The sequence below is a fragment of the Prosthecobacter fluviatilis genome (assembly GCF_042655725.1).
GTDB lineage: Bacteria > Verrucomicrobiota > Verrucomicrobiia > Verrucomicrobiales > Verrucomicrobiaceae > Prosthecobacter > Prosthecobacter fluviatilis.
Genome location: NZ_JBHSMQ010000001.1, coordinates 637,802 through 661,962, shown reverse-complemented (window position 1 = coordinate 661,962; position 24,161 = coordinate 637,802). Strand labels below are relative to the sequence as shown.

Annotated in this window: 26 protein-coding genes and 1 riboswitch; of the genes, 19 read left to right on the top strand and 7 right to left on the bottom strand. The window is 60.6% G+C overall.

Annotation, left to right across the window (positions count from 1 at the left end; all coding sequences use genetic code 11):
• Window positions 1-41: 41 nt before the first annotated feature.
• From ACFQDI_RS02540 to ACFQDI_RS02525, 4 genes are read left to right on the top strand one after another with little or no spacing between them, the layout of a single operon-like run.
• Window positions 42-392, top strand: coding sequence for an ArsR/SmtB family transcription factor (locus ACFQDI_RS02540; RefSeq protein WP_377163073.1), 351 nt, complete (start codon window positions 42-44; stop codon window positions 390-392).
• 24 nt (window positions 393-416) lie between these two features.
• Entirely contained in the window at window positions 417-842 is a 426-nt protein-coding gene (locus ACFQDI_RS02535) for a rhodanese-like domain-containing protein (protein ID WP_377163071.1), read from the top strand.
• Window positions 839-1,324 carry a DsrE family protein gene (locus tag ACFQDI_RS02530; protein ID WP_377163069.1) on the top strand — a complete coding sequence of 162 codons (486 nt, stop codon included), beginning with the start codon at window positions 839-841 and terminating at the stop codon, window positions 1,322-1,324. Before ACFQDI_RS02535 ends, ACFQDI_RS02530 begins: the two co-directional genes overlap by 4 nt.
• Window positions 1,325-1,342: 18 nt before the next feature.
• The gene (locus ACFQDI_RS02525) at window positions 1,343-2,017 is read left to right on the top strand and encodes a class I SAM-dependent methyltransferase (protein WP_377163067.1); all 675 of its coding nucleotides are present in this window, start codon (window positions 1,343-1,345) and stop codon (window positions 2,015-2,017) included.
• Between the two features lie 4 nt (window positions 2,018-2,021).
• Here the strand turns inward: ACFQDI_RS02525 and trxA are convergent, their stop codons facing one another.
• The gene (trxA, locus tag ACFQDI_RS02520; RefSeq protein WP_377163065.1) at window positions 2,022-2,480 is read right to left on the bottom strand and encodes a thioredoxin; all 459 of its coding nucleotides are present in this window, start codon (window positions 2,478-2,480) and stop codon (window positions 2,022-2,024) included.
• Window positions 2,481-2,568: 88 nt separating this feature from the next.
• On the opposite strand from trxA, the gene sqr reads away from it, so the two are divergent.
• Genes sqr through ACFQDI_RS02505 form a run of 3 tightly spaced genes read left to right on the top strand, consistent with a single transcriptional unit; the run spans window position 2,569 to window position 4,679 of the window.
• Complete coding sequence (gene sqr / locus ACFQDI_RS02515) at window positions 2,569-3,798, top strand: type III sulfide quinone reductase, selenoprotein subtype (RefSeq protein ID WP_377163063.1); 1,230 nt, start codon at window positions 2,569-2,571, stop codon at window positions 3,796-3,798.
• Window positions 3,799-3,819: 21 nt separating this feature from the next.
• A complete protein-coding gene (locus ACFQDI_RS02510) occupies window positions 3,820-4,131 on the top strand; it encodes a TusE/DsrC/DsvC family sulfur relay protein (protein WP_377163061.1) in 312 nt (103 codons plus the stop codon).
• A 20-nt stretch (window positions 4,132-4,151) separates the two neighbouring features.
• Window positions 4,152-4,679, top strand: a complete 528-nt coding sequence (locus ACFQDI_RS02505) for a DsrE/DsrF/DrsH-like family protein (protein ID WP_377163060.1) — start codon at window positions 4,152-4,154, stop codon at window positions 4,677-4,679.
• 6 nt (window positions 4,680-4,685) lie between these two features.
• Here ACFQDI_RS02505 and ACFQDI_RS02500 read toward each other — a convergent pair whose 3' ends face one another.
• Window positions 4,686-5,432, bottom strand: coding sequence for an ABC transporter ATP-binding protein (locus ACFQDI_RS02500; protein ID WP_377163058.1), 747 nt, complete (start codon window positions 5,430-5,432; stop codon window positions 4,686-4,688).
• 84 nt (window positions 5,433-5,516) lie between these two features.
• On the opposite strand from ACFQDI_RS02500, the gene ACFQDI_RS02495 reads away from it, so the two are divergent.
• The 4 genes from ACFQDI_RS02495 to ACFQDI_RS02480 are packed head-to-tail and all read left to right on the top strand — an operon-like array spanning window position 5,517 to window position 9,512.
• Window positions 5,517-6,290, top strand: coding sequence for a metallophosphoesterase family protein (locus ACFQDI_RS02495; RefSeq protein WP_377163056.1), 774 nt, complete (start codon window positions 5,517-5,519; stop codon window positions 6,288-6,290).
• Window positions 6,291-6,301: 11 nt separating this feature from the next.
• A complete protein-coding gene (locus ACFQDI_RS02490; RefSeq protein ID WP_377163054.1) occupies window positions 6,302-7,906 on the top strand; it encodes a hypothetical protein in 1,605 nt (534 codons plus the stop codon).
• On the top strand, window positions 7,906-8,922 hold the full coding sequence (locus ACFQDI_RS02485) for a hypothetical protein (RefSeq protein WP_377163052.1): 1,017 nt from the start codon (window positions 7,906-7,908) through the stop codon (window positions 8,920-8,922). The genes ACFQDI_RS02490 and ACFQDI_RS02485 overlap by 1 nt, the downstream gene beginning before the upstream one ends.
• A 17-nt stretch (window positions 8,923-8,939) precedes the next feature.
• A complete protein-coding gene (locus tag ACFQDI_RS02480; RefSeq protein ID WP_377163050.1) occupies window positions 8,940-9,512 on the top strand; it encodes a hypothetical protein in 573 nt (190 codons plus the stop codon).
• 6 nt (window positions 9,513-9,518) lie between these two features.
• Here ACFQDI_RS02480 and ACFQDI_RS02475 read toward each other — a convergent pair whose 3' ends face one another.
• From ACFQDI_RS02475 to ACFQDI_RS02465, 3 genes are all read right to left on the bottom strand, one after another.
• Window positions 9,519-10,280, bottom strand: coding sequence for a superoxide dismutase (locus ACFQDI_RS02475; protein ID WP_377163048.1), 762 nt, complete (start codon window positions 10,278-10,280; stop codon window positions 9,519-9,521).
• Between the two features lie 126 nt (window positions 10,281-10,406).
• Window positions 10,407-11,552 carry a serine hydrolase domain-containing protein gene (locus ACFQDI_RS02470; RefSeq protein WP_377163045.1) on the bottom strand — a complete coding sequence of 382 codons (1,146 nt, stop codon included), beginning with the start codon at window positions 11,550-11,552 and terminating at the stop codon, window positions 10,407-10,409.
• A 93-nt stretch (window positions 11,553-11,645) separates the two neighbouring features.
• Window positions 11,646-13,025 carry a vanadium-dependent haloperoxidase gene (locus ACFQDI_RS02465; RefSeq protein ID WP_377163043.1) on the bottom strand — a complete coding sequence of 460 codons (1,380 nt, stop codon included), beginning with the start codon at window positions 13,023-13,025 and terminating at the stop codon, window positions 11,646-11,648.
• A 319-nt stretch (window positions 13,026-13,344) separates the two neighbouring features.
• Window positions 13,345-13,456, top strand: a riboswitch (TPP riboswitch).
• Between the two features lie 71 nt (window positions 13,457-13,527).
• Between ACFQDI_RS02465 and thiC the strand changes: the two genes are divergently transcribed.
• Window positions 13,528-15,492: a phosphomethylpyrimidine synthase ThiC gene (gene thiC, locus ACFQDI_RS02460; protein WP_377163041.1), complete on the top strand. Its 1,965-nt coding sequence runs from the start codon at window positions 13,528-13,530 to the stop codon at window positions 15,490-15,492.
• 106 nt (window positions 15,493-15,598) lie between these two features.
• The gene (locus ACFQDI_RS02455) at window positions 15,599-16,531 is read left to right on the top strand and encodes a hypothetical protein (RefSeq protein WP_377163039.1); all 933 of its coding nucleotides are present in this window, start codon (window positions 15,599-15,601) and stop codon (window positions 16,529-16,531) included.
• 181 nt (window positions 16,532-16,712) lie between these two features.
• Here the strand turns inward: ACFQDI_RS02455 and ACFQDI_RS02450 are convergent, their stop codons facing one another.
• Together ACFQDI_RS02450 and ACFQDI_RS02445 are read right to left on the bottom strand one after the other, a co-directional pair.
• Entirely contained in the window at window positions 16,713-17,804 is a 1,092-nt protein-coding gene (locus ACFQDI_RS02450; protein WP_377163037.1) for a hypothetical protein, read from the bottom strand.
• Window positions 17,801-18,571, bottom strand: coding sequence for a hypothetical protein (locus ACFQDI_RS02445; protein ID WP_377163035.1), 771 nt, complete (start codon window positions 18,569-18,571; stop codon window positions 17,801-17,803). The genes ACFQDI_RS02450 and ACFQDI_RS02445 overlap by 4 nt, the downstream gene beginning before the upstream one ends.
• 134 nt (window positions 18,572-18,705) lie before the next feature.
• Between ACFQDI_RS02445 and ACFQDI_RS02440 the strand changes: the two genes are divergently transcribed.
• From ACFQDI_RS02440 to ACFQDI_RS02415, 6 genes are all read left to right on the top strand, one after another.
• Window positions 18,706-18,960, top strand: coding sequence for a hypothetical protein (locus ACFQDI_RS02440; RefSeq protein ID WP_377163033.1), 255 nt, complete (start codon window positions 18,706-18,708; stop codon window positions 18,958-18,960).
• Between the two features lie 21 nt (window positions 18,961-18,981).
• Window positions 18,982-20,082 carry a PDDEXK nuclease domain-containing protein gene (locus ACFQDI_RS02435; protein ID WP_377163031.1) on the top strand — a complete coding sequence of 367 codons (1,101 nt, stop codon included), beginning with the start codon at window positions 18,982-18,984 and terminating at the stop codon, window positions 20,080-20,082.
• A 525-nt stretch (window positions 20,083-20,607) separates the two neighbouring features.
• Entirely contained in the window at window positions 20,608-21,213 is a 606-nt protein-coding gene (locus ACFQDI_RS02430) for a TetR/AcrR family transcriptional regulator (protein WP_377163029.1), read from the top strand.
• A gap of 36 nt (window positions 21,214-21,249) precedes the next feature.
• Window positions 21,250-22,539 (top strand): glycosyltransferase, encoded by a 1,290-nt coding sequence (locus ACFQDI_RS02425; RefSeq protein ID WP_377163026.1) that lies wholly within the window; start codon window positions 21,250-21,252, stop codon window positions 22,537-22,539.
• A gap of 39 nt (window positions 22,540-22,578) precedes the next feature.
• Entirely contained in the window at window positions 22,579-23,328 is a 750-nt protein-coding gene (locus ACFQDI_RS02420; protein ID WP_377163025.1) for a hypothetical protein, read from the top strand.
• A gap of 62 nt (window positions 23,329-23,390) precedes the next feature.
• The gene (locus tag ACFQDI_RS02415; RefSeq protein WP_377163023.1) at window positions 23,391-24,125 is read left to right on the top strand and encodes a hypothetical protein; all 735 of its coding nucleotides are present in this window, start codon (window positions 23,391-23,393) and stop codon (window positions 24,123-24,125) included.
• Window positions 24,126-24,161 lie beyond the last annotated feature (36 nt).

Sequence of the window (24,161 nt, the reverse complement as noted above, 5' to 3'; positions counted from 1 at the left end):
TATACGCATATAGCAGATGTCTGCAAACCCTTTTTCAACTCATGCCCGCCGCACGCAAAAAAAACCTGCCGCCGGTTTCGGAGGAGGCTCTCGTATTGATCGCCTCCTGGTTCCGAACCCTGGCCGAACCCAGCCGTCTTAAAATCCTCCGCGCCCTGGAGGAAGGCGAAAAGAACATCACCGAACTCGTCGAAGCCACAGGCCTGACCCAGGCCAACGTCTCGCGCCATGTGCAGTCTCTGGTGGAGGCTGGCATGGTGGGCCGTCGCCGTGAGGGGCTGACCGCCATCTGCTTCATTGCAGATCCCAGCATCACCGAGCTCTGTGACAACGTCTGCACCAACCTGCTCAAGCGCCTCTCCCAGCAGATGAAGAAGCTGGGCGGAGCCTGAGACGGCTGCCTCGAACATCAACCCATGATTCTGCGCACCCTGATGTGGACACTCATCACCCTCGCTGTCGTCGCAGCCCTGTGGTTCTGGTATGAGGGGAGCTGGGACCGCCGGCTCTTCTCCGCCGCCCCAGGCTGCACCTGTGCCAACCTCAACGCCGGACAGGCCAATGCCTGGCTGCGCGCGCATCCTGAGACTCAGGTGCTGGACGTTCGCTCCCCGGGTGAATACGCTGATGGAGCGCTGCCCGCAGCCGTGAACATCTCCATCGGCGATCCCGCCTTTGAGACCAAGGCCGGTGCAATGGATAAAAACAAGCCCGTGCTCGTTTACTGCGCGGGCGGCTACCGCAGCCGCAAGGCCGTGGCCGTGCTCAAAGAACTCGGCTTCCGCAACATTCAGCACATCCACCGCGGCTACATGTCGTGGAAACCTGACGCCCAGCCATGAAACATCTTATCCTGCCCATCCTTCTCCTCACAGCCTCCGCAGCCTGCGCCGCCGAACCGGAGGTCATTCCCATCCAGCTGCGTGAAAACCTGCGCATCGTCTATCAGGTCACCGACGACGTGGCGCACGACGGCGTGAACAAGGGCCTCTTTTATGCCCGCAAGCTCATCAACACCTACGACAAGCAGGGCATCGCCGCCGACCAGGTGCATCTGCACCTCGTCTATCACGGCACCGGCATCGCCGCCGTGGTGAATGACACCGCCCGCAAACGCCTCGGCGTGGACGCCCCCAATCCCAACGCAGACATCCTCGCGGAGCTGATCCGGCGCGGTGTGCAGATCGAGCTATGCGAGAACACCATGCAGCAGAAGGGCGTGAAACCCACCGAGCTGATGCCCGGAGTGAAGCTCGTGGTGGGCGCCTTTCCGCGGCTCATCGACCTGCAGCTGCAAGGCTTTGCCTACATCAAGTTTGAGTAACAACGCATCTCTCCATTCATGAAACGCCTCCTCCTCATCCCGCTGATCGCCACACTCGCCTTCGCCCAGGACGCGAGCGTGAAGCCGGGCATCAATGACAAGTTTCTCGACCCCAACCTCAAGGCGGACGAATGGACGCAGAAGTTTGAAACCGAAAGCCGCGAGATCTTCCACCAGCGCGAGAAGATCGTGGCCGCCGTGGGCCTGAAGCCCGGCATGTCCATGGCGGACATCGGCGCAGGCACGGGGCTCTTTACCCTGCCTTTTGCGCAGGCGGTCGGCCCCAAAGGTCATGTCTATGCCGTGGACATCGCCAAAAACTTCCTCTCCCACATCCAGGCGCGGGCCGTAAAGGCCCAGGCGGCCAACGTCAGCACCGTGCAATGCACACCGCGCAGTGTGGAACTGCCGGAGGCCAGCATCGATCTTGCCTTCATCTGCGACGTTTATCATCACTTTGAGTACCCGCAGGACAGCCTCGCCAGCCTGCACAAGGCGCTGAAACCCGGCGGCCAGTTCGTGCTCATCGACTTCAAGCGCATCCCCGGCGTGAGCAGCGACTTCGTCATGGGCCACGTCCGCGCTGGACAAGAGGTCTTTGAGGCGGAAGTCACCGCCGCCGGATTCGAAAAGGTAGCCGAAACAACAGACGTGCTGAAAGAGAACTACTTCGTGCGGTTCAAGAAGAAGTGAGGCATCAGCCCTGCCGCGCCCACGCCAGCAGCCGCTCCGCAGGCTGGAAGCCGGAGGTCTGTGAGACCAGCTTTCCACTCTTGATCAGCGCAAATGCGGGAATGCCCTGAATGCGGAACTGACGGGCGATGTCCTGCTGCTCGTCGGTGTTCACCTTGACCAGAATCGCCGTGCCTGCGGCCAGGGCAGCGGCTTTGGCAAACTCCGGAGCCATCATCTGGCAGGGACCGCACCAGGGAGCCCAGAAGTCGATGACGACCGGCAGCGTGCTGCCAGACACCAGCGCGGCAAAGCTGGCCGGGCTGTCGATCTCCACCGGCACTGAGATGTGGGGCAGATCCGCCTTGCACGAGCCGCAGCGGCCCTGCTGGGCAGCTTTGGCGTAGGCGATGCGGTTGGCGGTGCCGCAGGCGGGACAGGGCAGAATGACGCCGCGCTCGTCGGCTGAGAAATGGGTGCTCATAAATGACAAAATCGAGTTGGTGTTTGATATTGCATATACGCATACACGCATATAGCGGTCATGCAACACAACAACCTTGCACAAGATCATGAGCCGACATCTTCTCATTCTCGGCGGAGGCACCGCCGGCACCATCATGGCGAACAGCCTGCGCAGGCGGCTGCCCGCATCTGACTGGAGCATCACGGTGGTGGACCGTTCGGACCGGCACCTCTACCAGCCAGGCCTGCTCTTTCTGCCCTTCGGCCAGTATGAGGAGAGCGACATCATCCGCAGCACCCGCGATTTCATCCCGCAGGGGGTGGAATTCATGCAGGCGGAGGTGGATCAAATCCTTCCCGAAGATCATGCCGTGACGGTCAAGGACGGGCGCACTCTGAAGTATGACCTGCTCATCATCGCCACCGGCTGCCGCACCGCACCGGAAGAAACCGCCGGCATGCTGGGCCCGAAGTGGCGCGTGAACGTGCACGACTTCTACACGCTGGACGGCTCACGGGCGCTGCGTGAGAAGCTCAAGACTTTCCCCGGCGGGCGAGTGGTGGTGCACATCAACGAGATGCCCATCAAATGCCCCGTGGCCCCGCTGGAGTTCACCTTCTTGGCAGACACCTTTTTCCGCGAGCGCGGCATCCGCGACAAGGTCACGCTCACCTACGTGACACCGCTGTCTGGAGCCTTCACCAAGCCCAAGGCCTCCAAGAAGCTGGGCCACCTGCTGGGAGACAAGGGCATCGAGCTGGTCACCGAATTCGTGGCGGAAAAGGTCGATCAGGAAAACAACAAGCTCGTCTGCTTTGACGGCCGCGAGGTGCCCTACGATCTCCTCGTCACCACGCCCACCAACATGGGAGACCAAGCCGTGCGCCGCTCCGCGCTGGGAGACGACCTCGACTTCATCGCCACGAACAAGCACACGCTGCAGTCCATCGAGTACAAGGACGTCTTCGTCATCGGAGATGCCACCAACCTCCCGGCTTCCAAGGCGGGCTCGGTGGCCCACTTTGAAAGCGAAACGCTGGCGGACAACATCCTGCGCCACATCGCCGGAGATCCTCTCAAGGAGGAGTTTGACGGCCACTCGAACTGCTTCATCGAGTCCGGCAACGGCAAGGCGCTGCTGATCGACTTCAACTATGACTATGAGCCGCACGAGGGCGGTTTCCCCTTCTCCTTTGGCCCCATGCGCCTGCTGGAGGAAAGCCGCATCAACCACTGGGGCAAGCTGGCCTTCCGCCACATCTACTGGAACGTGCTGCTGCGCGCCTGGCCACTGCCGGGCATCAGCCGGCAGAAAAAGAAACCCGTCGAATCTTGAAAATCATCCCGTACAACGATCATGAAAAAGAACATCGCAGGAACTGAAGTGGACGTGAACGAAGAGGGCTACCTCACCGACATGTCCCAATGGAACGAAGCCATCGCCGCCGCCATCGCAGCGGAGGAAGGTGTCGGCACGCTCACTGACGCCCATATGAAAGTGGTGCGTTACCTGCGCGAGCAGCAGGCCAAAGGCGCTGCGCTCACCATCCGCAGCATGGGAAAGAGCGGCGTGGTCACCACCAAGGAGCTCTACGATCTCTTTCCCGGCGGCCCGCTGAAAAAGGCCTCCAAGATCGCCGGCATCCCCAAGCCCGTCGGCTGTATTTAACCCATTCCCCATACCCGATTATGAGCACCCCTGACGACAAGCAACCCGTGAAGAAGATCTGCATCATTGTGAGCAAGGGCTCGCTGGATGGCATCTACCCGGCGCTGATCATGGCCAATGGCGCGCGCATGGAGGGCATCGAGGCCTCCCTGTTCTTCACCTTCTTCGGCCTCAACGGGCTGGCCAACAAGACGCTGGACCACCTGAAGGTCTCCACCGTGGGCAATGCCGCACTGAACATGGCCATGCCCATGCTCGGCCTGCCGATGACCATGCCCTTCCCCACCGTCATGGGCGCTATCCCCGGCGTGTCCGCCTTTGCCACCCACCTCATGAACAAGGAGATGGAGAAGCTGGACATCCCGCCCGTGCGCGAATTCCTGGAGCTCATCTCCGACTCCGGCGGCAAGATCTTCGCCTGCAAACTGGCCATGGACATGTTCAAGCTCAAAAAGGAAGACCTCATGGACCGCGTGGACGGCGTGCTGACCGTCGGCCAGTTCTACGAGGAGTCAGCGGGCGCAGGCACGCATATTCTGTTTACCTAACCCTCATCACCACTGCAGACTGGAGACCTCCGCGCGCTCCGCATTCCGGCTCTCTTTGACAATGTGGCCGTCGGAGAGGTGCAGCACGCGGTCGGCCATGGAAGCCATCGCCGCATTGTGGGTGATGACGATGGTCAGCGTGCCGAGTTCGCGGTTGATGCGCTCGATGGCCTCCAGCACGGTGATGCCGGTGGTCACATCCAACGCGCCAGTGGGTTCGTCACAGAGCAACACCTCGGGCTTTTTGGCGATGGCGCGGGCGATCGCCACGCGCTGCTGCTCGCCGCCGCTGAGCTGGGAGGGGAAGTGGTCCAGCCGGTGGCTCAGGCCCACGCGGTCCAGCGCGTCTTCCGGCTTCATGGGGTCCGGCGCGATGTCGGTGATCAGAGCCACGTTTTCACGGGCGGTGAGGCTGGGAATCAGGTTGTAAAATTGAAACACAAAGCCCACGCAGTTGCGGCGGAACTGCGTCAGCGTGCGCTCCCCGCCGCCGGAGAGGTCCCAGCCCTTGTAGCGCAGGCTGCCGGAAGTGGGGATATCCAGCCCGCCGAGAATGTTGAGCAGCGTGGACTTGCCGCTGCCGGAGGCCCCCAGCAGCACGGCCAGCTCCCCGGTGTGAAAGTCCAGGTCCACCCCCTGCAGCGCCACCACATCGAGGTCTCCCGTATGGTAAACTTTGCGCAGCCCCCGGGCTGCAAAGATGGGCAGTGGGCTGGCTGGGCTGGGGCTGGTCTGCTGGGCGGCGGGGTGCATTCCTGCTACCTTGCATGGACAAAGCGATTCTGCCAACACGATGATCGGTGGTTGCGTCCTGCGCTCATCGCGCAAGATTGACCGATGCCCATTTTGGTCAGCGACGAAACCCCAGACATACACACGTCAAGGGTACAACTCCCCACACGTGAACGCAGCTGCGGGCGCACCCTGGTCATTGGAGACATCCATGGCTGCTCCACAGCGCTCGACCTCATGCTTCAGGAGCTGGCACCTCAGAGCAATGACGTGGTCGTCACACTGGGAGACTATGTGGACCGCGGCCCGGACACACGCGGTGTGCTGCATCTCCTGCTGGAGCTGGAAAAGCAGGTGCAGCTCGTGCCACTGGTCGGGAACCATGAAATCCTCATGCTGGATGCGCGCAGCAGCATGCTGGACCCCGGCTCCTGGTATGGCGTCGGCGGCAGGCAGACCATGCAGTCCTACGGCAGCATGGATGTGCCGGACTGGAGCGCCATCCCGCAGGAGCACTGGGATTTCCTCAGCCAGCGTCTGCAGCGCTGGCACATGAACGAGACCCACATCTTTGCCCATGCGAATGTGAACGCCATGCTGCCCATGCCAGACCAGAGCGACGACTGGCTCTTCTGGCGGCGCTTTGACGACTCCCACCCGCATTTTTCCGGCAAAACCCTGGTGTGCGGCCATACCGCCCAAAAGAGCGGCCTCCCCCTCATCCTCCCCAGCCGCATCTGCATCGACACCTGGGCCTACGGGGAGGGCTGGCTCACCTCGATCGACACAAGCACGGAAACCGTGCTGCAGACCAATCAGCGCGGGGAAACCCGCCGCTACAGCTTCGACGAAGTGCGCATGCTCACCGAAAAAGCGTGACCTCCCCCGCCATGAATCGTGCGCGCTGGCTTCTTTCTGCTGCTGCTCTCTTCGCGCTCTGGCTCATCGGTGCCCTGGTGTGCCTGCCCCTTTTGCAGCGCGATCTCGAAACGGCCGCGCTGGATGCGCTCTCCCGGCAGCCCGCCCTGCACAGGCGGCTGGACGGACTCCACCTGGAGTTTGCGGGCCAGCAGGCGCGTCTCGCTGGCAGCGTCCGCACGCAGCAGGACCGAAGCCTGATCGAAAGCACGTTGCGCGAGCAGGTGCGCCTGCCAGCCCCCTTTTCAGCCGGGCTCGGCCGTCAGCTCAATCCCGTCAGCTCCGTGCATAGCGAAATCGAAGTCATCCCCAGCCAGCCGGGCTGGGTTCTGCTGGCTGCAGACGGGGCGCGCGCACGCCTGCTGGGCACCGCAGCCAATGCCTACGAGGCGCGCGACCTCTCGCACAGCATTCAGGAGACTTGGAGCACCCGCGGCGGCGTGAGCGAAGGCCTTCCCGGCACCGACCCTGAACACCACGACGAAGCCGCCAGCGTGGCCACAACGCTGCGCACGCTCCCCTCCCCCCAGTCCAGCGCCCAGGCTTATCTGGCACGTATCGGCCAGTCCTGGCGTGAGCTGGCACTGCACCAGTCTGACACCGCGCTCTTTGCGGAAGCGCACGCCCAGGGCGTCAGCGAGGCCGAATGGCAGGATCAGGTTCTGCCCGCCCTGCGCGTTCTTCGTGCCGCCCAGGAGCGGCAGCAGAGCACCGAGCGCGAGCGCGCACGCCTGGCAGGCCTGCCCCCGGGCCACCTCTTCATAGCCGTGCGTGACCAGCAGATCATCCTCTGCGGCGAAGTGGGCACACCCGCCATGAAGCAGGCGGTTCTGGAAGAGGCGCTCAAAGCCTTCGCCCCGCGCCGCCTGCATGACGAGATCCGTGTCAGCCCCACGCGACGTCCCAGCGGCGATTTCGGCCCCATCACCACCGCGCTGCTTCCGGAAAAAGGCAGGTCTGGAGGCAAATCCTGCTTTCTCAGCATCAGCGGAGATGCCTGGAAGCCCGTGGACTGGCAGGTAGCCCCCCGTGAGCAGTCATGGAAGGACAGCCTGCCAGCAGGCCTCGACGCCAGGCTGCTGCAAAATGACAGCGCCCTGCTCAGCAGCTGGCTGCACGGGGATGACACGCTTTCCCCAGCCTCATCTCAACCCACCGCCCCCGCGTTCATCTCCCTCACCCTCTTCGGCAGCCGCGCGATCCTCTGCGGGCAGGTGGCGGAGGAGGCGGTGCGCGCCCAGCTCATCGCCGCAGTGCGTCAGGCCTATGGCTCGAAGTTCCTGGTCATCAGCGACCATCTCCACGTTCAGGCAGACTGCGCGCCTTCAGGCGGCATCCAGCACACTCTCAAAAGCCTGCCCACACCGCCTGCCCAAAACACCGCTGCCGTTCTGGCCATTGCCAGACCGGGCAGCACCTGGACCCGCATCCCGGTGACGCACGACCTTGTCGAGGCAGGCGGCCTGGCCAGGTCAGGCCTGCTCCCTGCGGGCCTGCCCGCCGCCGCCGTTGAAGATCTTTCGGCCGAAGCCATCGAGCAGCTTCGCCAGCACCTGCAAACTCCTGCATTCCCCTGATGTCCTCCCTCCTCTGGCTGCTGCTCTATCTTGCCCCTCTGCTCGGCCTCACCGCCGCCCTTTTCGCATGGCTCGGCTGGCATTGGCGTGGCACTGACATGCAGAAGCGCATCGACGCGCTGGCCACACAGGTCAGCACCGCAGAGGCAGCCCTGCGCGAAGCTGAAAGTGCACATGCCGCCGTGCTCGAAAAAGCCGCCACAGTCCAGCCGCCCCCTCCGCAGGATGGCAGGGCAGCGGCAGAGCTCCAGGCCCTGCGGGCAGATTTGAAATGCGCCCGTGACGAAGCGCACCTCCGCCAGGAAGAGGCCGCCAAAGCGCACGAAGCCACGCTGGCTTTGGAAAAGGAGATGCACCGGCTGCTCGCAGAGCTGGAGCAGCTGCGCGCCGCGCACGCCTCAGTCCAGGCAGAGCTCTCCCTCCTGCAGAGCACCCCGGCTGCTGCAGAACAACCGGAGGCTGCCCCCGCCAAACCCAAACGCAAACGCAGTACCACGGCGAAGGCCCAGCACCCCGCCGTCACGCTCCACGAAAAAATCGCCTCCCTCGAAAGCCAGCTCCTCGCACAGCAGTCAGACCTCGCCGCTTTGACCCAGGAACGCGACGGCTGGCAGCAGCGCATCAGCCAGCTCGAAGCCGGACCCCAGTCCGATCCCGCAGGTCTTGGCCTGGCCCGCCGCAGTCTTGCCGACACTCAGAAGCGCCTGGCAGCCGCCACTGCGAAGCTGGGCCAGCTCCAAAACCAAACACGTGTGCTCCAGCACGTGCAGGAAACCAGCACCGCGCTAGCCGATGTGTCTGACGACGACCTGACTCAGATCAAGGGCATCAAAAAAATCATCAGCGACCAGCTCCGTGCCCACGGCATCCGCACCTGGCGGCAGATCGCTCTGTGGGACGAGAATGAGCGGCGCGCATTCAGCGAGCTGCTGGCCTTCAAAAATCGCGCCACGCGCGAGCAGTGGCAGGAGCAGGCCCGCGCCCTGCATGAAGCCGCCCATGGCCCCCTGCCTTGATATTTCCCCCCCGCCGCATGTCCAAAGTCACGCGTCTCTGCTCCCTGCTTGTCTCCCTGGCCCTCGCCTCCTGCGTCTCCACGGGCACCCTGGCCGAGCATCAGGAAAAAGCCCGCCGTCTCAGCCACGATCTCCAGCAGCTCTCTCCCTCGGTGGATGCACGCGAGGCAGACCGGCTGGCGACCACCGCCATCGAGGAATCCGCCAAGCTCGCAGCGGATTTCAAACCTTTCATCCACCCATGGATGAACAACGGCCTCGTCAACGTGGGCCTGCGCAAGCGTGGCCTGTGCTACCAGTGGCGGGATGATCTCTTCCCCCATCTCTTCCACCTGAAGCTGAAAACCTTGGACCTGCATCTCAGCGCCTCCAAGCGTGACACCTGGCAGGAGCATCACGGCATCGTCGTCACCGCCAAAGGCCAGCGTTTTGAGGATGGCCTCGTCATCGACCCCTGGCGCCATGGCGGCCGCTTGTGGTGGGGCCTGCTGAAGAATGACAAAAGCCACCCCTGGAAGCCCCTTCCCTGGGAGCTCACCCCCATGGTGCTGCGCCCCCTGCTCATGCCGCATCTCTACCCCGCCCGCTGACCCGCCTCACACCCGCGCCTTGGAGGTCACCACGGCGTAGGAGCGCGAGACAAAGTTCCAGTTCACCACATTCCACCACGCCTCGATGTATTTCCTGCGGTCGTTCCGGTACTTCAGGTAGTAGGAGTGCTCCCACAGGTCGAGGCATAAAATGAACCTCCCCTGCTCCTCAGGCCTCACGAAATCGCTCATCAGCGGATTGTCTTCGTTCCTCGTCATGGAGATGACCAGCCTGCCATCCGGGCGGTACACCAGAAAGGCCCAGCCGGAGCCAAAGTGCTTCATCGCAGCCTCCGTGAAGGCCTTTTTGAATTCGCCGATGCCGCCAAACTCACGCACGATCGCCTCGGCCACCTTGCCTTCCGGGCCTGCGGGCCCGGAGCCGGCAGGCGCGAGAAAGCGCCAGAAGGCGGTGTGGTTGATGTGCGCCCCGCCATACATTCTCAGATCCTTCTGATTCTCGGCAGAGAGCGTTTCCGGAGGCCCTCCCATCCTCACCACGTTGCGCCTTGGATTCACTGGCAGCACCAGACGGCGGATGTTGGGCATCAGGGTGCTCACGTTGCCCACGCTCAGATTCAGCGGCTGCAATGTTGCGGTCAGCTTGTCGAGAATTTCGGAGTGATGTCGGCCGTGGTGCAGCTTCAGGGTCGTTGCATCGAGATGCGGCTCCAGCGCATCAAAATCAAACGCCAGCGGCTCCAGCTTGAGCGGCACTCCCAGCGGGGCGATCACCTCCTCCTCGGCGGCAAAAAATGCCCCGGTCACGGCTGCAAAGCCGGTCGAAACAAAAGCCCGACGCGTTAACGCTGATTTTCTCATGTCGGATTAAAGAAATACTTCAATCCCACCTTGGCAGGCAAGCAAGAATCACGCCCCGTCGCGTGCAGGCGTTCACGGTTTGTCCTTCTTCACGGCCGGCGGTGGCGTCACCTTGATTCCCGCCGCCTCCATCACGAGCCGCTGAAAGGCGTCCTTCGGCTTGCCGCTGTCTGGCACCAGAACGTTCTGCACCATGTACACGGTGACGATGCCGCTTTGAGGATCGATGCAGCCATTGGTGGCAAAGGCACCGCCATGGCCGTGGCTGCCCACGGGCATCTGCGAGTTCACACGCTGCGTCTCGGTGTTCACCTGCCAGCCGCAGGCGTAGTTCAGCTGCCTGCCACCGGCGCTCACCGGTGTGGTCATGTCCTTCACGGATTTCTCACTGATGATGCGCACCCCGTCCAGTTCGCCACCGTTGCCGATCATGGAGTAAAAGCGCCCCATGTCCGCCGCGGTGGAAAACAGGCCCCCGGAGGGCTCCACCATGTGCGTCACGCTCGCGTCGCTGGTCACAAAGGGGTTGTACCCCGGCACCAGCTCATGCGTCTCGTCATCCATCTTGTACGTGCGGGCGATTCGGGCGCGGTGCACGTCATCCGGATTGAACATCGTGTCCTTCATGCCCAGGGGCGTGAAGATTTTCGCCTGCAAAAACGCATCATACTTCATGCCTGAAACGACTTCGATGATCCGCCCGGCCACCGTGGGCCCAAACCCGTACTCGTACGCACTGCCTGGCTGAAAGGCCAGCGGCGTCTTCAGCAGCGAGGCCACATACGCCTTCAGTGAGATGGCTCCGTCTGAAGGCGCACGACGTGGAAAGGCAATGCCCGCCGTGTGGCTCAGCAGCATGCGCAGCGTGATGGGCTTTTCCGGCGCGCTGCCATCGGCCAGCTTCACCTTGCCCAGCTCCGGCAGCCACTTCGACGCAGGCTCGTCCAGCGAGAGCTTGCCCTCATCCACCAGCACCATCACCGCCGTGCCGTTGATGGATTTGGTCATCGACGCGATCCAGAACAGCGCATCCTTTTCCATCGCGCGCCCCTTGGCCACATCGGCCATGCCAGCGGCATCGTGGTGCACCACCCTGCCCTTCTCCATCACCAGGGTCACGATGCCCGCCGCCTGCTTCGCCTTGACCGCCGCCTCCATCGCAGGATGGATGGCCGCCAGCCTGGCCTCATCCAGCGCAGGCAGGAGAGCAGGAAACAAGAGGAAGGAAGAGAGCGCAGTGCAAAGGAGTCGGTGCATCGCCAAACAACGCGCCTGCTCCGCCACATCTACCCACGATTTGAAAAGCGCACCTCACGCAGCCCTGCGGCTGCCCGGCCTTCTCCTGCGCCCCCCCAGCAGCCACGCGCCACCCAGCAGCACCAGCGCAGCGCCTGCCGGTTCGGGTACGAGCGCGAAATCATTCGCCAGCACGTAGTTCGCCACATTGGACCCGATGGTCTTTCCGTCGGTCACGGATGTCATGAACTGCGTGCCTCCATAGACGCCCGCCATTCCGGCCTCGTTCGCAGCCTGGCTGAAGCTGGTGAAGTTGCGCGTCAGGTCGATGCTGCCGTCCCCGTTGATGTCGCTGCCCAGGCTGAACGCGACATTGTCCCCCAGGTAAGACGCCAGCACCACGGCTGCGGCTTCGCTGATCGTGGCCCCCAGCGAGACATACTCCGGCAGCGATGGCGAGGAAATCAGCGGCGCCCAGAATGAATCGACATCCGTGCTCGCATTGCCGTCGATGTCACCGTTGGCGATGGCCGTTTCAGGCCGCCAGAACTGCTGGTCATAGATCGTGGCCATCGCGACGGTGCTCGCATCCGCCATCGCCACGTTCAGCGTGGCCAGCAGGCGTGCTGTATCGGCGGTGCTCAGCCCGGCCGCGGTGGCCGCAGTTTGGGCGATCTGATTCCACATGCCCGTCATCTTCACCGTGCCGTCTCCGGCTGCCCAAAAGTATGCCTGGCTGGTCTGGTCCAGGGTGCGCGTCGCGCTGAAAGCAGCGCCGAGGTCCTTCACCTGATTGTAGTCCGCCACATACTGGCTGGACTGCAAATAAGAGGTGATGGAGCCTCCCGGCAGCGTGGTCATATATGCGCCAGTGCCAGGGATCGCAAAGGTCCCCACACTGCCCCAGCCCGGCAGCAGCGCCCCGGCGGTGGAAGTCTGCTGCCAGTATCCGATGGTGCCCACAGGCGTGTACGGCGTGGTGGAGGCGTCGCCTGCGCCGTCTGCCGAGCGTGCGCTCAGCAGGTTGTTGGCGATGGTGACTCCCCACGCGATGCCGTCGGTCTTGGCCTGACTGTTGGCAATCCCGCTGAGCTGGGAGTTGTAAAGCGACGTGAAATCCGTGCTGCCCCCCGAGTAGAGGTACTGCATCACGGTGTTCGCCGCCGCGATCATCGCCGCCTGCGAGTCGGCGCCCGCCGGTCCCGCCCCCGGGGCGGGATAGGCCCCGTAGCCGTAGGTGTAGTAGGTGCCTTCGAGGCTTTGATTCGCGTTGAAGATGGACGCCTGCAGGATCGCCAGATCATGCGCTATCTGCGGCGACTCCACCCCTGTCATCTGACTCAGCGCCAAAGCATTCCAGTCAGACACAATGTCCCCACGCACCGCCGGGACCGCCATCAAAAGCAGTCCCAGGGCTGCTATCGCGCTGGAAACTGGGGGGCGAAAACGCAACATCGGCTAATAGAACATCTAAGTTTACTATAATTTTTATAATTTCACAACGCCTTTTTAGCCTTTCCCATCCCCGCCCACCCCGCCTGCATGTGCGTGAGGCTATGGGATTGAGGATCAAAGGCAAAAATTGCAGCTGCAGCGCGTCGCAGCCGGGCAGACCGCAAGGCAAGCTGGTGGCCGCCACGCGGCAGCAACGCGGGGGCGCTAGAGGGGGCCACGCACAGCCCCCCGCCCTCCCCCATCCCCCAATAACCGCAAACCACAGTCAACTCCCTCCCCACTTCCCCTTGACCTTCGGCGCGCCACCCCGACAATCCCCACATCACGACAGGGGCGTCCCGCCGCAGGGACTGAGACGGGCCTTCCTCGGCCCGAACCCTCCGAACCTGATGCGGGTCATGCCGCCGAAGGGAGTTCGCTCGGAGGTTCATCTCAGTCCATGCGCGCACAGCGCGTCCCCCAACAGAGAACCCTGAACCGAGAACCGCCTAACTTTCCCCCCATGATCGCCTCCACCGACTCCTTCGAGCCCCATTCCTCCGACCAGCTCCCCGCCTCCACCCGCGTCTACGTGCAGGGCCAGATCCACCCGGATGTGCAGGTGCCCATGCGCGAGATCGCCCTCTCCCCCACCAAGGACTTCAATGGGCGCATCATCCAGAATGAACCCGTGCGCGTCTATGACACCTCCGGCCCCTGGGGCGACCCCGCTTACAAAGGCACCGTGGAAGAAGGCCTCCCTGCCCTGCGCAAAAACTGGATCCTCGCCCGCAATGACGTGGAAGCCTACGAAGGCCGCGCCATCGAGCCGCGTGACAACGGCTACCTCACCGCCAACCACGCCGAATACGCCGCCGCCAAGCGCGAAGGCATCCTCAGCCCCCTGAAGGCCCCCATCAATGCCCAGCGCCAGCCCTTGAAGGCCAAGCCCGGCAAGGTGGTCACTCAGCTCGCCTACGCCCGCGCCGGCATCATCACCCCGGAGATGGAGTTCATCGCCATCCGCGAAAACATGAAGCGCGCCAAAATCGCCGACTTCACCACCGACATCGTCCGCAACGACCTCGACAAGCAGCACGTGGGCAGCGCCCAGGCGCAGACGGACTACACCCCCGGCATCTTCCGCCGCTTCCCCCAGCGCATCCCGAATGAGATCACGCCCGAGTTTGTGCGCAGCGAAGTCGCCGCCGGACGCGCCATCATTCCTGCCAACATCAACCACCCCGAGCTGGAGCCGATGATCATCGGCCGCAATTTCCTGGTGAAGATCAATGCCAACATCGGCAACAGCGCCGTGGCCTCCAGCATCGAGGAAGAGGTGGAAAAAATGCGCTGGGCCACCAAATGGGGCGGCGACACCGTGATGGACCTTTCCACCGGCAAGAACATCCACGCCACACGCGAGTGGATCCTGCGCAACAGCCCCGTGCCCATCGGCACCGTGCCCATCTATCAGGCCCTGGAAAAAGTGAACGGCAAGGCCGAGGACCTCACCTGGGAGCTCTTCCGCGACACGCTCATCGAGCAGGCGGAGCAGGGCGTCGATTACTTCACCATCCACGCCGGCGTGCTGCTGCGCTTTGTGCCCATGACGGCCTCCCGCATGACGGGCATCGTCTCCCGTGGCGGCAGCATCATGGCCAAGTGGTGCCTGGCCCACCACAAGGAAAACTTCCTCTACACCCACTGGGACGACATCTGCGACATAATGGCCGCCTACGATGTGAGCTTCTCCATCGGCGACGGCCTCCGCCCCGGCTCCATCGCCGATGCGAATGACAAGGCGCAGTTTGGCGAACTCGAAGTGCAGGGCGAGCTGACCAAGCGCGCCTGGGCCAAGGGCGTGCAGGTCATGAACGAAGGCCCCGGCCACGTGCCCATGCACATGATCGAGGAAAACATGGCCAAGCAGCTCGAGTGGTGCCACGAGGCCCCCTTCTACACCCTCGGGCCCCTCACCACCGACATCGCCCCCGGCTACGACCACATCACCAGCGGCATCGGCGCCGCCATGATCGGCTGGTACGGCTGCGCCATGCTCTGCTACGTCACCCCTAAGGAACACCTCGGCCTGCCCAACAAGGAAGACGTCAAAGTCGGCGTCATCACGTACAAGCTCGCCGCCCACGCCGCCGACCTCGCCAAAGGCCACCCCGGCGCCCAGTATCGCGACAACGCCCTCAGCAAAGCCCGCTTCGAGTTCCGCTGGGAAGACCAGTTCAATCTCAGCCTCGACCCCGTCACCGCCCGCTCCTTCCACGACGAAACCCTCCCCCAGGACGGCGCCAAGTCCGCCCACTTCTGCAGCATGTGCGGCCCGCATTTCTGCTCCATGAAGATCACCGAAGACGTCCGCAAGTACGCGGCGGAGCAGGCGATTTCCGAAGAGGAAGCGCTCGCCAAGGGGATGGCGGAGAAGAGCAAGGAGTTCGTGGAGAGCGGCGCTGAGGTTTACACCACGGCGTAATAGGTCCTATTCGACCTATTCTGAAATCCTCTCCCAGAATGGTGCCCTAAAAAGGGCGAAGCTTTTCAAGTAAACTTAAGACCATGCACTGAAACGAGCCACCCTGATGAACTACGATATGCACAGTTTTCATACTCAAATAAGCGATCTCACCAAAAAGGTGGAATCGTATATGGAACGATGTGGAGTAGTTCTCGGAGGAGTTCCTGATGAAGGATGGTATCCGACCAGTCCTGATTACTATTGGGACAAGCTGCCCGAACTTTTGAAAATCGAAGCGGAACAGCTTACCGAGGTTTTTTTGTCGTTATCGAAACCTCTTGCTCGCCTATGCAAGGCGTCTTTACTGGCTACAGACGCTGATCTGAAAGACTTGCTAGCTAGCGTTAAAACCATGCGCGCGGCCTTACATCTTCGCGATTACCGCTACTCGGAGCCGGATGCGATTCATGATGAAGGCGTCGTTCTTGGATTTCGCGCTGGCTCTCAAGAAGAACTCACTGCCCTTAGACCGCAGGATGCCTGGTCACGATTCTCTAAGTCGAATGCACAATTAATTCGCATTTTGCAGCTATGCGATACAGCAAGAAACGACGAAGGAACTCAGAAGCTTCAACAACAAGAAGCCAGCAGATACAAGCCCAATACGGCTTTTATAATGATGTGGATGGATAAAACCGAATCCTCGCTGGAAGATGTTAGAGATGCAGTGCAGGAAACCTTCGGTGAGTTCGATATTCGAGCGGTTAGAGCAGACGACATTGAGCACGACGGAGTAATTTCACAGCGAGTTCTTGAAGAAATCCGCACATCAGAGTTTCTGTTTGCAGATCTGACTGGCACTCGCCCAAACGTTTATTATGAAGTTGGATACGCTCACGCTTTGGGCAAACGAGTCATCCTCTTTCGGAAACGTGAAACGAAGTTGCACTTCGATTTAGCAGGCTACAACTGCCCCGAATATGAAAATCTGAGGGATTTAAAGGAGAAACTTCGCAAAAGACTTAGCAGCCTCACAAATAAGACTTCTAAAATTTAATGTGGAAAATCAACGGAACGCTCCAGAGAATGTCGGATGATCGTTGTCCGGTTTAATGTCCACAAGAGCGTTCATTTTTTTTGACTTACTAGAACACTGGCATTGCAAGGTAAGCACTTAATGCATCGGGACATGCCCCTTGAATTAGATCATACTGGCTGCCCAAAAAAGCAATTTCATTCTAACGGAAATAGAACTTCGAGAGAGGAATCGTACCGTTTAGCCAACCAAACTCGGCCTGCGAACGCTTGAAAAACGCAGAATAGTGGTCCTCGTCCAAGGTTGGAAAGAGAGTTTCGCTCAGATCCGGCAAAGACCATCTTGAATGATTCCGAAGTTCGAACGCCGCCACAATTCTTTCAGCAGCACGATTGGGTGACTGCCCCCAAGCAGTGGCAAAAAAATGAGCCTTTTGCGCCGCCGCACGAGGAGTGTGTAGATGCTGAGGGGCTATTTCCTTGTCAACAATCAGGTCATATTCAAACACTCCCATCAAAAATACAACGGGGCGCTCGGTAGCATCAAGGCGCGTAATAGTTGTGAACCCATTCGTGCAGACGTTAAATCTGTGCAACGCAAAAAATACTGCTATCTCGATGTCCGGTGTAAGGTCTAAACCTGTACTTGGAAAGCCATAATGCTGGGCAATTCCGAATGCCCACGATCGGAATAAGTAAGTACGTCGAAAATCGGAAAACGCCTGTTCGAGCTTTTGAACCGAATCAAGGCCGTAAATTTCACTCAATTGTAAGTGCCTCCGTTCAATGTGAATGTCAAGAAGGCCAAATAAAGCACTCGCGTAATCATCAACATTTAATTTTAACCGGAGTGCCGAAGGTAGTAGTGAGGGCTCCATCACGACATCAGAGCCGTAAAGTTTAAGCCTGTCAGATTTAGTCCGGGAAGAGTCCAGGGTATACAATTGATTCTGCCCCCTCCACATACCCTTAATGGAAGAATCCATTGAATATGAACTCTTAGCAAAAGAGAGGAGATGCTCATATGAATCCATGGCAATAATGGGAATCCTGCGATAAGGAACCCTGAGGAATTTCCCAGTTCCCAAGTGATCCAAAGGTCCCTTTGTAAAGCTCTCAGTTTGTCCATACACGGCGGCACCTTCTTTAACTTGGCAAGTCCACATCCGACCATAAAAGGGATCGAAATAATTCTCGGCATCCTTAGTGGGATCGAAGTATTCATGACATGCAAACACTGAAACCCTGTTTTGCACAGGATCGACATTATCAATGTGCGGAATCGGAAAATTCATTTGTTCGTCAATTCTGCCGACAATTTATCATAAAGCTCTTTGCCGATTTTAATCAAAGGTTTTGGGAACGGAGGTGTCCCTATAATATTCACTGCGCGGAATGCCATGTCCAAATCTGCTCGCCCTTCGCTCAATCGAAGTCCAATTCTGAAGCCAAAGCAATAATAAGCAAGAGCATCTAACGTAGCGCGGAAAGCACCATCTCCATAATGACGATGAAAATCTTGTAACTCGTTTGTTTCACTATCTCTTCTGTCACCCAATAAATCATAATATCGAGATGCTTGCTCCCAGGATCCGAGCGCCGCATTGTGCAACATCTGGATGGGCTCATAGATCAACTCAATCATTGCCGGATGATCGTGTATCACTAGGGCTCGGACATTCTTCTGAGGCACCCAAGGTATTGCTATAGCAACATAATCTGCCCCTCCAACAGACACATCTGGTTTAAACCGCATTTCGGCAATTTTTTCTGCAACCTCTGGGGTTATGTTAGGATCAATTTGTTTCGCAAGGCACAACTGTTCTCGTGGACACTGATATGTTTTAATAAAGTATTCCAATATCTTCGTCAGGAACATTTGAGTTTTATCATTGTTATCAAACGTTAAAACGAGTGCGCCTCGTTGAGCCTCCCCAGATTGGCTTAGGACTTTCGCAGCTGAGCGGATTGCCTTTATCGTCGTCCATAGCGAAACCTGACCAAACAGCCGCAGTAAGACTGCTTCGGGAAAGTGGACGTTTGAGCTATTGATTTCGGCCATAACAAATTGATTTACAAAACCGCAATCTGAAATTTAGAAGCTTTTTACCTAATAAGCAATATTGAACACAGGACAAAAAATGCCAGACATTTTAGCCAATGCGCTGACAAACGGCCCCGCGTTCCCTCTCCCCCATGAACCTCCGCTTCCTCACCCTGGCCAGCCTTCTCACCGCCTCCACCTTCGCTGCTGATGCGCCGAAGCTGCCTTCCATTCCCGCAGAGCCGACGGCAAAGAAGAAGGAGCTGCTCTTTTCCGATGACTTTGAGCGGGCGGAGCTGGGGAAGGACGAGGGCTGGGCCATTGGGGTGCCGACGTTTTCGGTGGAGAATGGCACGAGGACTCTCTCCGCACGGCGGAGACAATTCACCTTTCCCGAAGCCGCCTGACCGCGCTACTCTGACGGAGCCATGCCCGCCAAGCCCAAGCCTCGCACGCTCGCTCCCAAACCCGCCGCCCCTGCCGCGCCGCTGCTTGCGGATCTGCGCGAACTCATCCTCACGGCCCGCGAAGCCGTTGCCCGGACCGTCAACGCAGGTCTGACGCTCCTCTATTGGGAGATCGGCACCCGCATTCGCCGGGACATTCTCCAAGAAAAGCGAGCCGAGTATGGCGAGCAGATTTTGTCCGCACTGAGTGCAAAATTGGAAGCGGAGTTTGGCCGTGGGTTTGGCGAGCGGAACCTGGCGCGGATGGTCCGTTTTGCCGAGGCATTCCCGGACCGGCAGATTTTGACATCACTGATGTCAAAATTGGGCTGGACGCATTTCCTTCACATCGTTCGCCTCGACGACCCGCTCCAACGCGACTTCTACGCCGAGATGTGCCGCATGGAAAACTGGAGCACGCGCACGCTGGAGCAGAAGATCAAGAGCATGCTCTACGAGCGCACGGCGATCTCGAAGAAGCCGGACAAGCTCATCAAGCAGGAACTCGCCGCCCTGCGCAGCGAGGACAAACTCACGCCCGATCTCGTCTTTCGCGATCCCTACATCCTCGACTTCCTCGGGCTGAAGGACACCTATGCCGAGAAGGATGTGGAGGCGGCGATCTTGCGCGAAGTGGAGAGCTTCATCCTCGAACTCGGCATCGGCTTTGCCTTCCTGGAGCGGCAGAAGCGGATGCAGATTGATGCCAAGGACTACTACCTCGATCTGCTGTTCTACCATCGGAAACTCAAGCGGCTCGTGGCGATTGATCTGAAGCTCGGCGACTTCGAAGCGGCGGACAAAGGACAGATGGAGCTGTATCTCGGCTGGCTGAAACGCCACGCCGTCGAGCCGGGCGAAGAAGCGCCGCTGGGCATGATCCTCTGCGCGGGCAAGAACGATGAGCACGTCGAGCTGCTCGAACTCGCCAGCAGCGGCATCCACGTGGCGACTTACTGGACCCAACTGCTGCCGAAGAAACAGCTCGAACGAAAGCTCCACCAAGCCGTCGTCCGCGCCCGGCAGCGTCTCACTTTGAGTGATGGCAAAGCTGGGAAGAAGACGACCCGCAAGGCTCAATAAGCTGCGAAACCACCGCGTTGCGTCTCCTCGTTGGAGGCTGGGTTCATGGGTTCAAAATCCGTTTTGAATCCGTGAACCTAAACCCCGGTGCGAGGAGCTGACTCGCTTCGCTCACCCTGTGTTAATCCCCACCAGCGAAGTAGGACTCAGGTTCATTTCAGGTTCACCATGGGTCAGGTTCAGGTTCACCATGGGTCAGGTTCAGGTTCACAGGGTCACGACTTATATATAGGTCGTGAACCTGTGACCCTGAGGGTCAAAATCCGTTTTGACCCCGGTTTGACCCTGTGACCCTGGGTCTTCATCTGCGCAGGTCGCGCGCAGCGGAGCCCGGCAACGTCCGGCCCGTCCTTTTCAGTCATGCGCTGACAAGCAGGCGGCAAGCCTTCCCTGGCTCCGAAGCCACGGCCATGGCGATGCCTCTCCCACAGCCTGATGGGAACCGAAACACAAGCGCTTCTTTTCATGTTAATCGCACTAAAATAAATATTTGACGCCGTTTTATTTCATGTTACCCAACTTAACATGAAAAAGAAAACCGCCGCCAAACCCCCGCGTGACTACCAGCAGACGGCCCGTGCCGAGGCGGCGGAGGCCAGCACCCGGCGAATTATTGAGGCCTTCCTCAAGCGCGCCGAAACGGAGTGGTTCGACAAGATCAAGCTCGATGACATTGCTGCCGATGCAGGCGTGACCGTGCAGACCGTGGTACGCAAGTTTGGCAGCAAGATGGGCCTGTTGGAAGTGGCGCACAAACACATGGGCGAGTCGGTCGCCGTGCGCCGCGTGGTGGTGCCCGGCGATTTGGACAGCGCCATCGATGCCCTGACGCGGGACTATGAAGATGTGGGTCCGCTGGTCCTGCGGCTGCTGGATCAGGAGCAGATGCACCCGGTCCTCAAGCCCACGCTGGATGTGGGCCGGCGGGGACACCGCGACTGGCTGCAGGAGACTTTTGCCGAACGGCTGAAGCCCCTGACGCCCGCACGCCGCGAGGCCACGCTGGATGCTCTCGTCGTCGCTGCGGACATCTACGTCTGGAAGCTGATACGCCTCGACATGGGGCGCTCCATCCCCGCCTACAAGCAGGTCGTCCGGCAGATGATTCTCGCCGCCCTCGAGCCGCGGTAAGCCCCGTCCATTCAAACCTGCAACACCATCCATCGCATGAGCACCGAACCCAAAAACATCCTGTTCACCACCTGGGAGGGCGGCGGGAATGTGCCGCCCGTCATCACCCTCGCCCGCAAACTGCGCGCACGCGGTCACCGCGTCCGCCTGATGAGCGACGAGGCCAGCCGCGAAGACGCTGCGGCGGCAGGGATAACCTTTCACGCGTGGCAGACCGCGCCGAACCGGGCTGACAAGACACCGGCGAGCTGCCCGCTGCGCGACTGGGAAGCCGCCAGTCCGCAGGAGGGCATCGGCCTCGCGTTGAGCAAGATCCTGTTTGGCCCGTCGCTCGATTACGCCCGTGACCTCGCCGCCGCGCTGGACCACGAACCGGCTGATCTGGTCGTGACCAGCGACATGCTGCCTGGCATCCTCGCCGCGTGCGAGAGCCGGGAGCAGCCGGTGGCCATCCTCTCCGCCAATCTGTGCCTGTATCCCTTGGAAGGAATGCCCACCTTCGGTCCGGGACTGCCGCCCCCACGCACGGCTGAAGAAGAGGCCCTGCACGCACAGATTCGCCAGGGCACGCTCGCGATGCTGGATGCCCACCTGGGCGCCCTGAATGACACCCGTGTCGCACTCGGACTCATGCCGATTGAAACCGTGCTGGAGCAGTTGGAAGTCGCGACGCGCTATCTCATTGCTTCGAGCCGGTCGTTCGATTTTCCCGTCGAAGAACTGCCCCAACAGATTCGCTACATCGGCCCGCAGCTCGATGAGCCCGCCTGGGCAAAGCCATGGCGCTCGCCATGGCCGGAGAACGATCCCCGTCCCCTCATCGCCGCATGTTTCAGCACGACCTATCAGGCCCACGAAGGCGTGCTGCAAAAAGTGATCGATGCCGCGGCGGAGCTTCCGGTGCGCGTGCTGGTGACGCTCGGGCAAGTGGCACCCGAGTCCGTGCGTCCGGCGGAAAACACCGTGGTCGTAGCGAGTGCACCGCACAATGCCGTCATGCAGCAGGCGGCGGTGGTCGTCACCCACGGCGGTCACGGCACGGTGATGCGAGCCCTGAGCCATCATCGCCCCATGCTGGTCATTCCGCACGGTCGCGATCAGGATGAAAATGCCGTGCGCGTCGTGGAGCACGGCGCGGGACTGCGAATGAGCGCCAGCAGCAGCATCGAGGAAATCCGCAGCGCCTTGAGCCGCTTGATCACCGAGCCTGCATTCACCGAAGCCGCCCGTCGTCTGGGCACGGCCATCGCTGTGGAAGCGGAAAGCGTCGACGCGATCGCAGAGCTTGAGGCTCTGGCAGAGCAGGCTGCCTGCTGCGCTTGTTAACTTTCCCATGCATCCCTCGTCTCATCACCTTCCCTTTCCATGAATACCTTGTCATTCACCAAGCCCCATCATAGCCGTCTGTTTTACTCGGCGGCTTCCCTCGCCCTGCTGGTGCTGACCTTTGTCGGCTTCCGTCTGTTTTACCTGAACATGCAGGCATTCCCCGGGCGTCCGTTGACGCCGCCCATCCGCACGCTGCTTATCGTGCATGGCACATTGATGACCGCCTGGATGCTGCTGTCCGTGGTGCAGCCGCTGCTCGTTGTCTCCGGCCGCAAGCGCGTGCACATGACACTCGGCCTGTTCGGCACGGCCCTGGCCGCAGCCATCGTCGTCACCGGCTGTCTCGTCGCCGTGAATGCCGCGCGGGTCAATCCCCCCGACCTGAAGATTTTTGGCCTCACGCCCAAGGAGTTTCTGACCGTGCCTCTGAGCAGCATCGTCGCTTTTGGCGCCTTCGTGGTGGTCGGCATCAGGTATCGCCGGCGTCCCGAGGTGCATCGTCCGATGATGTTCATGGCGTCCCTGGCCATTGTTTCCGCAGCATTGGGGCGCATGCCCGCACTCAACGGCTGGTACGCGGGAACGTGGATGGAAGCATGCTTCAGCGCCTTCCTCACCACCCTGCTGCTGGGGGCGGCCATGTTCGGCATCAAATGCGCGCTGGAAGGCCGCATCGACCGCTGGTTTGCCGGTGCCTTGGGAGCTCACGCGGTCATTTGTGTGTCGTCAGCGCTCATCGCGAAGACAGATGCCTGGGTTCAGCTCGCCACCATCCTCATGCAGTAAAGGAACGGGATCAGGGGGCAACATTCTGACAAATGATCGAGAGAGCGGCGTTTCATCCCCCCATGAAATTCCGCCTTCTCGCGCCCCTCCTGCTCATCACCGCCTCCACCTTCGCTGCGGATGCGCCGAAGCTGCCTCCGATCCCCGCAGAGCCGACGGCGAAGAAGAAAGAGCTGCTTTTCTCCGATGACTTCGAGCGGGCGGAGCTGGGCAAGGACAAGGGCTGGGCCATCGTGGTGCCGAAGTTTTCCGTGGAGAACGGCGAGCTGAAGGGCACACAGATGCGCTTTGATGCGCCAGCAAAGGATGGGAAGGCGGCGGTGAAAGGGCATCAGGCGGTGATCGGCAATGACATCCCGACGAAGAACAGCGTGATCGAGTTCCGCTTCCGGCTCGGCGGGGCGCAGTCGGTGACGGCGGAGTTTGACGACCGGAATTTCAACGGCTCGCACTACGGGCACCTGTGCATGGCGCGCATCGCGGCGGACAAGATCATCCTCGTGGATCAGAAGGGCCTGGCCGTGGCCCGCCCCGAAGGCGCTACCGGAGAGCCGCCGACGCCTAAGGGCCGCAAAAACGTCTCTTTCCCGCTCAGCCTCGATCCTGAGGCCTGGCACAGCTTCATGCTCGAAACCGTGGGCGACACAATGCGCGCCTCCATCGACGGCAAGCCCGTGGCGTTTTTGCAGTCCCCCGGCATCGCCCACCCGACGAAGTCCAAGGTCGAGTTCGGCTGCATGGGCAAGGGCGGGTGCTTGGATAATCTGAAGATCTGGAACGCGGAGGCGGTGCGATGATGTGAACGTTCACAACGCGAATGGGCAGGAATGATG